The 8,931-nt window shown below is 58.5% G+C and carries 4 protein-coding genes; all 4 read right to left on the reverse strand.

The window, feature by feature from the left end; translation table 11 throughout:
• Positions 1–401 precede the first annotated feature (401 nt).
• From KCG45_RS08595 to KCG45_RS08610, 4 genes are read right to left on the reverse strand one after another with little or no spacing between them, the layout of a single operon-like run.
• Positions 402–2,438 (reverse strand): ATP-binding protein, encoded by a 2,037-nt coding sequence (locus KCG45_RS08595; protein WP_218316856.1) that lies wholly within the window; start codon positions 2,436–2,438, stop codon positions 402–404.
• Positions 2,435–3,910, reverse strand: coding sequence for a hypothetical protein (locus KCG45_RS08600; protein ID WP_218316857.1), 1,476 nt, complete (start codon positions 3,908–3,910; stop codon positions 2,435–2,437). Before KCG45_RS08600 ends, KCG45_RS08595 begins: the two co-directional genes overlap by 4 nt.
• Entirely contained in the window at positions 3,907–6,744 is a 2,838-nt protein-coding gene (locus KCG45_RS08605; RefSeq protein WP_218316858.1) for a hypothetical protein, read from the reverse strand. The genes KCG45_RS08600 and KCG45_RS08605 overlap by 4 nt, the downstream gene beginning before the upstream one ends.
• Positions 6,745–6,777: 33 nt before the next feature.
• Positions 6,778–8,925, reverse strand: a complete 2,148-nt coding sequence (locus tag KCG45_RS08610; RefSeq protein WP_218316859.1) for a hypothetical protein — start codon at positions 8,923–8,925, stop codon at positions 6,778–6,780.
• Between the last annotated feature and the right edge of the window lie 6 nt (positions 8,926–8,931).

Below are 8,931 nucleotides of genomic sequence, written 5' to 3' on the forward strand. Positions count from 1 at the left end.
GCAGCACGCGCGGCGCGAGTCTGCGGGCTTCGGTTTCAGCCGGGTCGTTGTTGTGGCTGCTTGCGGCGTTGCCTGTGCCGAACCTTCTAACTTGCGCGACGTGGACCAATTCATGAGCCAGCGTCAGATTGCTAGCCGATCCGGCCAGCTGAATGGAGTTTCCGTCGGTCACGCCTAGAGATCGCGGGCGTCCAAGCGCGGCCGGACCATCATTCCGCGTGATCGAAACATCGGACATGTTGGTGGCGAGACTTCGGCTGGCTTGGTTTCTGATAACTCTTGGAGGCGCTTGAGCCCTAGCCCTGCCCGAGCAGGAGCGGTCGGATTTGGGCGCTGACTTATCCGCTGCACGATCCGAACTGCTCATGGTGGTTTCGCCTTGTCATGAATGCGCAGCGTGATCATCGAACAACCTCAGACGGAGCTCCCGATGGCCCGCGCGTGAATGGTTCGAAAGGTGTGCGGCGAGTGCGGTCGGCTTGCGGTATCTTCCCACGTTTGAGCAAGTGACGGCGGATAGCGATGAGCATCAGCTCGTGAGTGATTTCGCAGCTACGTCCGGCAGCGAGAAATGCTGCCTCTAGCGCCGCAGTTTTGATGTCGCCGCCGGTCAGTTCATATTCCCGCGCAAGCCGTTCGAAATCAATATCGCGGTGGAGCGGGGCATCGCTGGGTACGGCTTTTCGCCAGAGCTGTGCGCGGTGATCTGCGTCAGGCAATGGAAATTCGACCACGAAGGGCAAACGACGCATGAACGCCGCATCGAGATTGCGGCTAAGATTGGTCGCGAGGATCACAATGCCCGGATGGTCTTCTAGCCGTTGCAGGAGATAGGCGCTCTCGATGTTGGCATAGCGATCATGGCTGTCGCGCACTTCGCTTCGCTTGCCAAATAGCGCGTCTGCCTCATCAAAGAACAAGATCGCATTGTTCACGCCAGCAGCAGAGAAAATCCGTTCAAGGTTCTTCTCGGTCTCGCCAATGTATTTGCTGACCGTTGCGGACAGATCGATCCGCCATAGTTCAAGACCAAGTTCGGCCGCAATTATTGCGGCACTTAAGGTTTTGCCTGTGCCCGAACCGCCGGAAAATAGCGCCGCAAGGCCGCAATTTCCACCGCGCCCGACCGCTCCAAAGCCCCACTGGTCAAATACTTGACCGCGCACAGTCACGGCGTTGGCAAAATCGCGCAGTTGGTCCATCGCGCCTGTCGGCAACACCAGATCATCCCAAGATGCATGTGCGGGGATCAATTGTGCGAGCCCCTGCAACTCCGGTGCGTTTTCAGTGCTGGCAGCGCGCAAGACATCAGCGGTCGTGCACGGAGCACCGCGAGTTTCGCAGGCCAAACGCTGCGCTGCACGGTCGATTGCCCCAGCAGATATGGCAAAGCGATCTGCAACTGTCTCAATAGTCTGGATCGGAGCAGTCACACCGTGACTGGCAAGCCCCATTTTCCAAAGCGCAATGCGTGCGCTGGTGTCGGGCAGGCTGAGATTGCGCCGCAAAACCAATCGGGGAGAGAACAATTCCGACCAACCCGATTTCGCTGGTGAGAGTACTGCCGCTGGCATGTCCGGCGGTAGACCATCTCGGATTGCCGGCCCCGGGGCGGTGGTTTCGACAAGCATCAGACAATTACTCAGCCGCGCGCAAAGGCTGGCCGCAGCAATCCTGTCTGCGCGCTCGACCGGAGATTGATGTGTCAGCAAGACCAGCCCGCGTCCTGCCTCGCGCGCCCATGTCGCCGCCGTAATAACACCATCACGGCCATCAGCAGTTATGAGTGTGATGGGGCCAGACAATCCGTGCGGTATCACTGGCCCTGGGGGCGGACCAGCGATCAAATGCAGACCGCTGACAGGCATGCCGGGCTGCGCGAACCACCAATGCAACAAAACCTCCGACGGGCGCCGGCAGCGCAATAGCTCGGGCATATTCTCAGGGCCGGGCTGAACACGCTCAAGCAATCCCGATGCGACCAGCCCCCCCATTTCCGCAGGCATTGAAGGGGATAGCAATTCGCGAATACGCCCTCGCAATTCATGGTTGTCCGGCTCGCAGAACAGACGTTGCAGCAAATCCACGGTCGGCCATGGCCGTGCCAGGTCATTGTTCAGATAGGTGAAAAGCTGTGCGTAGCGTTGGTCTATTTCTGGAGCGAGCGCTGCCAGCAGCACTGCCCCACCGAGCGGGCAAATCCGCATAACTGGGGCGATTTCAGCAAACGGAGCACTTAACGCATTGATGTCAAATTTGGTGAGTTGGCCTTCCGTTTTGCTCGGCTCGTTTAGAAGCGCATCGATCACATCGTCTTGACTAGTGCGGGCCGAACCAGGGTCTTCACTATCGGGAAGCGGAAATCGTTCGCGCATCCGGTCGATTTCAGCCGCAATTGCATTTTCTAGGGCTGCTAGCGCGGCTGCAAACTGCCTCATTGTGCCCTCCTTAACGCCAACGATTGCCCTCCGAAAAGCGCCAACTCACGATCAGCGAGACAGGTCATTCCCAGCAGGATATCGAGCGGCGGTCGCTTCAATTCGATCGAGAGCGAGCCGTCGTAATCAATGATCAGGACGCCGCCAGCGCCCATTATGTTGGCGCGTAGGAATAGCGTTCCCGCTTGGGAAAAACCCGGTAGGCATTGCGCAAATTCGGACATGGCAGCTGCGCCAATCAGTTCCGAACTGGTTAATTTGGCCTCGGTCAGGCCTGCCCATTGTTTGGCCGAAATGCGTTCAGACCATTCATCGAGCCAGTCTTCATCGACCTGCCGATCCACTCCAAACAGACGCAACCAAGCTTGATCGCCGGCCAGCGTAGTGGTGCCTGCTGCCGCCGATAGGATCGCTAGACGAACGCAGACTTCTGCATCAATGCCAGTTTCCGCGCTTGGCCAATCGCTAAGTTGATTTGGAAGTAGACGGTCGAGCACTGGAAGCAGCAGGACATAGCCGAGCAGGCTAGATTCGATCCTGAAAGACGATTGAGGCTGAGGCTCGACCTTAGCGGACTCGGCTTCAGCCAAGGCTTTGAGCAAGGTCGGCGGCAGGCCTATGACGCGGGACCTTTGTGTACCCGCTGCATTGGTAATTGCGCTTATCGCGTGTCGCCCGGCAGTTGAACCGCCTATGCCGAGTTGGTGACACCAGTCAATCAACGCCGAAGCATGGGCGAGCAAGCACACGCTATACAATACCTCGGTGCGCTGACCAAGATCGCAGACCGCCGCAAGAACGGCAGTCGATGGAGCGAAACCACGCATTATCCGCTGCATCAATGCAGACGCGATGACTGCCCAAACCTCGCTCGAAACTTCTCCTTCTTTGCCCGGGTGAACAACCAACTCTTCCGCGGCAATCCCATGGAGGATTGTCAGCACATCTGCGTCATCCAAACGAAGGAAAAGCGTTTCCCGAGTCGCCTTGCTGCAGGCAGTCAGTATCAGGAGGGCGGTACTCCAATCGCGGCTTAGGAGCGTGCGCACCATCGAGCTCTCGGGCAGGTGGGTCAGGCCATCGAACGCGTCAAACCACCAATCTTGGCCCGCGTTTCCCTGCATCCGTGAAGTGATATATGCTGCGGCATGCTGGGCATGATTGTCGAAAATCACGGCACCCCGGCGGGTCGCGCAGACCTTCGCAATCCCTTCTGCCAGAGCATCAGCCAACTGCCGTGCAATGTCGCTAGCGCCATTTTCAACGTCGCAATGCAAATCAATCTCAAGTCGCCGGATCAGGAACAGTGGTGCATCGTCCTTGCACCCTTGCACCGCCGCTGAAACGTCATTGACAGCTTGCGTCAGGCGCGCCTCCACATCGCGCGAAAGTTGATTTGCAGCGGAGCGATCATCAACGTCGGTCGCTTCAAGATCGAACTGCCAACTATCAATGGAAATCGCCGTGCTCATTCAGATGGACCCGCGCAAAGTGCGGCAAGCTGTGCGACTTGGCGTTCAAGTGCGCATATGCGGCGCTCCTGCTGCGTGGCCAATTCAGCCAGTGCCGATCCGGGTTGAGCACCTTGCATTCCGACCGCGATTTTTGCAGTTCCCGGGTGTTCGACCAGCCACACTCGGCCTACCACGCGGGCGATGTCGTTTGCTGTTAACTTGTCAGCAGCGATAGCCCGGCCCGAGCCATCCTCTCGACCTGAAGGGACCACGAAATCGCCCGGCTCAGCCACTCCAACCATAGAGAGTTCAACCTGGCCGATAAGCGCCACCATCTCGCCCAATTCACTGTCGTCCAGTGGCGCATTGCCGACGACAACCGCTCGGTCGGTAGTGACCAGCAGAGCATCTGCTGAGCTTGTGTAGAGACTGATTTGGCCTTCTTTTACGCCGACTATGTTGCCTGGTCCGATGGCTTCCTGATCGGCGACCGGAAGGCATTCGGCAAAGTCAGCGCCACCGGATACAAGCCGCAGGAAAGTTCCGCCATCGCCGGGATTGGCAGTGGTCGCGCTGCCCTGTTCGATGCGACCAATCGCGCCGGTGTTATCGAAGAATGTGATGAAATTGTTGCTGTTGGTCGCTAAGCTCGATCCGAGGCGGAGCGCCAAGACATCGCCTCCGCTCGGTGCATTGTTCTCGATTAGCGCGATATGGTTCTCGGTCTGGCCGGCATTCCCTCCGATCGAACCGCGCACATGCAAGTGATTGTCGGGCTCTAGGCCGGACACGTTTATCCCGACCCGGTTTTCACGGACGGTGATTGCTGAGAAACCTGAATTGCGCAGCGAAGTTCGGCCTGTAGAATCTGAATATTCTAGGCTCGATCGAATGGCTCCGTTATCTGCGAAATCGAGCGCAGCAAAACTCCCACCTACGATGTCCAGGCGAACACGCGGCGAACTTTTTTGGACATGGATTGCCGTAGATGGGGTGTCGGTTCCAACCCCCAGGTTGCCGCTGCTTGAAATGGCGCAGCGACTTGAGCTGGCGATATCGCCATGAATGCGCAGCCCACCCCCGTCTTCCTGCAATTCGAGCCGAGCGTTGGCTCCGCCGTCACGGGCTTGGATCGCCGCTGCGTCCAGCCTGAGTGCGAGAGTTGTGCCGGTGTCGCGGATGTCGATGCGGGCGTTGGGCGATTCCGTGCCGAGGCCTAGATCGCCTTGCGCGTCGATGGTTGCTTGGACAGTGTTATCGGTGCCGAAATGCAGCCGATTAAGGCTGTGATTGTAGCGCAGAAAGCCCGCTCGCGATTGCGCGCTGCTGGCTGTTCCATCGGCGAAATGGATGTTGCCCGTCGCATCCGACTCGCTGAGCAAAGTGATGCCAACGTTTGCAGTTGGATTCTGCACCACCAGGTCGTTCGCATCGACATGGGTCGTAACGGGCTCGTCCATGCGAATGCCGATATGACCGCTTGAAGTGATTGTGACTGAATTGGTCAAATCGTCATCGGCGCACAACCGCAACCGGTCACCGTCTCCCTCGTAAAGGATGAACGCGTTTTCGGTAAGTGAGGGGAAGGCTTGGAAGCTGATCCGGGATTCGCTGCCGCTGTCAGTGTCAGTGGCGAGCGCCATGGTGACCCCGCCCGTCCGGCAGAAGGTCGCGTGGTTTGTGGTCAGGTCGCCCGGAATATCGATCCCGGCGGCCAGAACGCCATCACTGCGGAGGATGAAATGTTCGGCCAGATCGCCATAGTCGGCAGCATTCCCAATGGTGAAACGATCAGCTCCGTCGCCGCTAGCACCAATGATAACTTGAAAATCCTGCCCCAAGTCGAGGTTGTTGGGGCTGATCGCTCGGCGTGCGTATAGCGGCACGTCATTGGCCTCATCGCCGTTTTCATCGCGCAATTCCAGCCGTGTCCCAAACAGCCGAACTTGGCCGGTAGCGCGCATATTGCCTTCAACCCAGACCAGTTCATTGCCGATCAAGCGACCGGTTGTGGCGGAAGAGTCGTCGCGATCGGGCTCTTCGCGCAGATCGTCGGTTCCGATTGCATCGGCGCTGCAAATGTCATCAGGGCTGTCGCCATCTTTGAACTGGGCAAAGCGATCGCGCAGACGGATTATGCCATCGGCGGCGAACACATCCTGTGTCACCGTGCCGGACATCCGGCGCCGGGTGCGGCTTTGGCGCAAGGCTTCATCGCTGCGGGCCTGAAGCGATCCGGGCAAACCAGAGAGCCAGTTTGCAACACCAAGCGGGATGAGCCACCGCGAGCGATCATCTGGGAAGTCCTGATGCGGTACGGAGGCATCGCACATTAGCGGGGAAATATCGTTGAGCGAGCGCGCAACCAACCGCGCGTCTTCAACCGCGCTTCCAGCATAAGTGACCCCGCTCTGGCGATCCTGAACGCTGGTGAAGCCGCCGACTTCGATCGCAAAACCTTCATTCACGCGGGCAAAAGCCTCATCAACGCCGCATGTTTCAAACCCTTGCCGCAGGCCGCGGAAGGGTTGCTCGTCATAGCGGATCCAGACTTCTTGATGACCGCTTGGAAGACCCGCAAACAGTTCCAGCGGCACTTGCACCGGGTTTAGCAAAGCGATGGTCCGACCATAGCCATCCCACGCAAAGCCGGGCAGGACGAACAGATCGACCCCGCCGCCGTCATCATTTGGCAGTTCTGCCAATTCCAGCCCGCTCGCGATGCCCCAACTGTGCCCCGCCAGCGCATGTTCGCGCGACCGTCGCCGCGCGTACGCGATCATTGACTCAAGATCGGCAGAGCCGAGATATTGGCCCTCAAAAAAGCTAGGTCGTTCGCTGCGGGTAGCCATCGGCTTACTCCTGAATCTACTTTGGTTTGGCGCCTATGATTTGCGCGGTTTTTTGGCCGTTTTTCGCGCGATAGTTCGCTTCTTTGGGGCAGCAGCTGCGGTTTTGCGTTTGGCCGTTCCTGCAGGTGCACGTTCAGGCGCACTCGACGGCGGAGAAGCAGGTGGCGCTTCAGAGCTCACAGCAGAGGCTTGCGCTTTGAGCGCTTCGATATCTTTGGCCTGCGCCTCCATCGCTTTTCTTAAATTTGCGATATCGGCAATGGCCGTTGCAGCTTTGAGAGCGGTTTCTGCCTTCGTCGTTGCGTTTGCTTTCGCCGGCTTTGACATCGTAGCGGCTGCAAGACCGCCGAAACCTGCCAGTTCGGTCAACCCACGCGGCGCGATTGCTTTGGCTGAACTGGACAGGCCACCGCGCACGACTTCAGCTAGCGAGCGCACCAATCCTGATCCAGCCAGCCGGGCTTCAACCGCTTCCTTGTCGTTTTCATCGAGCCCTTCAGGGGTAGCAATGGCTGGCCGCCGGAATGTGAGATCGAACAGATCAGCTCGGCTGAGCGGAGCGCGCTCGCCCTCGATTGGGGCGGCCAGCATGGTGTTGAGCAGAGCGCTCATGAAGAAACCGCTTTTTTTGCCGCTAGGCTCCCATGTCAGGGAAATTGGCTGGGCCATGACCGGTTGCTCAGTGACAGGTTGTTCGCCGACAGGTTGGACATCATCGAAATTGCCGGACTCTTCCGTATTGATCGTGGCATCTGTTTGCTGGTCGAAATTGTCGTCGAAATTGAAATCGAGAATGCTGCAACATAGAGATTCGATGAATTCGCGCAGCATCCGTGCGAGCGGAATCCACCCGAACCAGTAGGACAAGGTTGGGAAGGTCAGGACATGCTCGCGCAGCGGTGTCCAATTGCACACTTTGATAACTTGACAGTCGCTCCCGCGCACCGTGACAACAGCCAGCGGCACGCGCGGATCGCCCGGCGCAGGGCAGGGCGGCAGCATATTGGTGCAGATGCAATGTAGCAGCGCCTGAAAGGTCGGTTCGAGCATTGCCAAGACCGAAGATACCAAGCTCGATTGGAACTGCCCGATTGGCAATGAAGGGTCTGGACAGGGGATGGCTGAAAGCTTGGCGATTGATTCACAGTCGCTCCCACCCGAACGGGTCAGATACGTTTTAAGACTGGATCTAACGCTGCAACACCAGCGGAACCATGCCTGCCGACTTTCAGCGGTAACGTCCTCAAGCTCACCTGGAGGACGGGGGATCGCAGCCTCGAGATCTTTTAGGCAGCAATAGATGCGGCGTGCCATCTCTCCCTCGAGATTGTCAAACAGTCCCGATAGACTGCTGATGAAGAACGCGTCGTCACCGTCGGTTGTGCTGTTTGGGTCACGCGGGCCGCCTGGATCTCCTGCTTGGGGCGGTTTGAACACGTCGTACCGATACGATTCGCACGTGACTGTCGGTTCGCAGCTGGTTTCTGCCCCGCGTCGCAAGCGCGGTTGGTTGGGTGTCGTTTGCGTTTGTGTTCCGGTCGCCTGCGCGCCTCCGCTGGCGCAACTGCAACCGGCAGAGCCGCATTTACCACCACAGCTTCCGCCACACGATCCGGTCGAGCAGGAGCAGGATTGCGCGCCAACCAATGGCGTCTTGGGCAGGCTGGGATATTCAGCATAACGAATGGCGAGGATCCACTCTTCCTCCACCTCATCGCATTGATCATGGTTCGCATAGGGGCGGCAATCGGGGCCATCATTGTTGCGGCAACGCGCGATGAGCGCGCAGATATCCACCGTGTCCGGCTCACACACCACAATGTCTTCGCCGCACGGCGAAAGCGCATAGCCGGGCGAGACGTTGACGTTGTCACCGCATGGATCGCAGGAGGCGATCAGCCCGCAAACCACGCCTGATCCGTGCAGGTGGCGGTTATGCAGCTTGTGCTTTGCTGTCATATATTGATCAAGCCGGTTGAGGTCCTTCTCGGTCAGCAATTGACCCGCAAAGAAGCGTGGCCTGCAAAGGCATTCCAGCCCGCCGCAATCGGGGCAGGGCTGGCAGCTTGGATCCGGGCCATATTGCTTGGCCGGCACGCAGCCGCTTGCACCTGTGTCCGCGCTGTTCGCGGCCCAGCGAATGCCTGAACTGGCACCGGGGGTTTGAGTATCCTGAGGCATGCGAAG

Origin of the sequence: Erythrobacter ani, assembly GCF_019204025.1 — a bacterium.
Classification (GTDB): domain Bacteria; phylum Pseudomonadota; class Alphaproteobacteria; order Sphingomonadales; family Sphingomonadaceae; genus Erythrobacter; species Erythrobacter ani.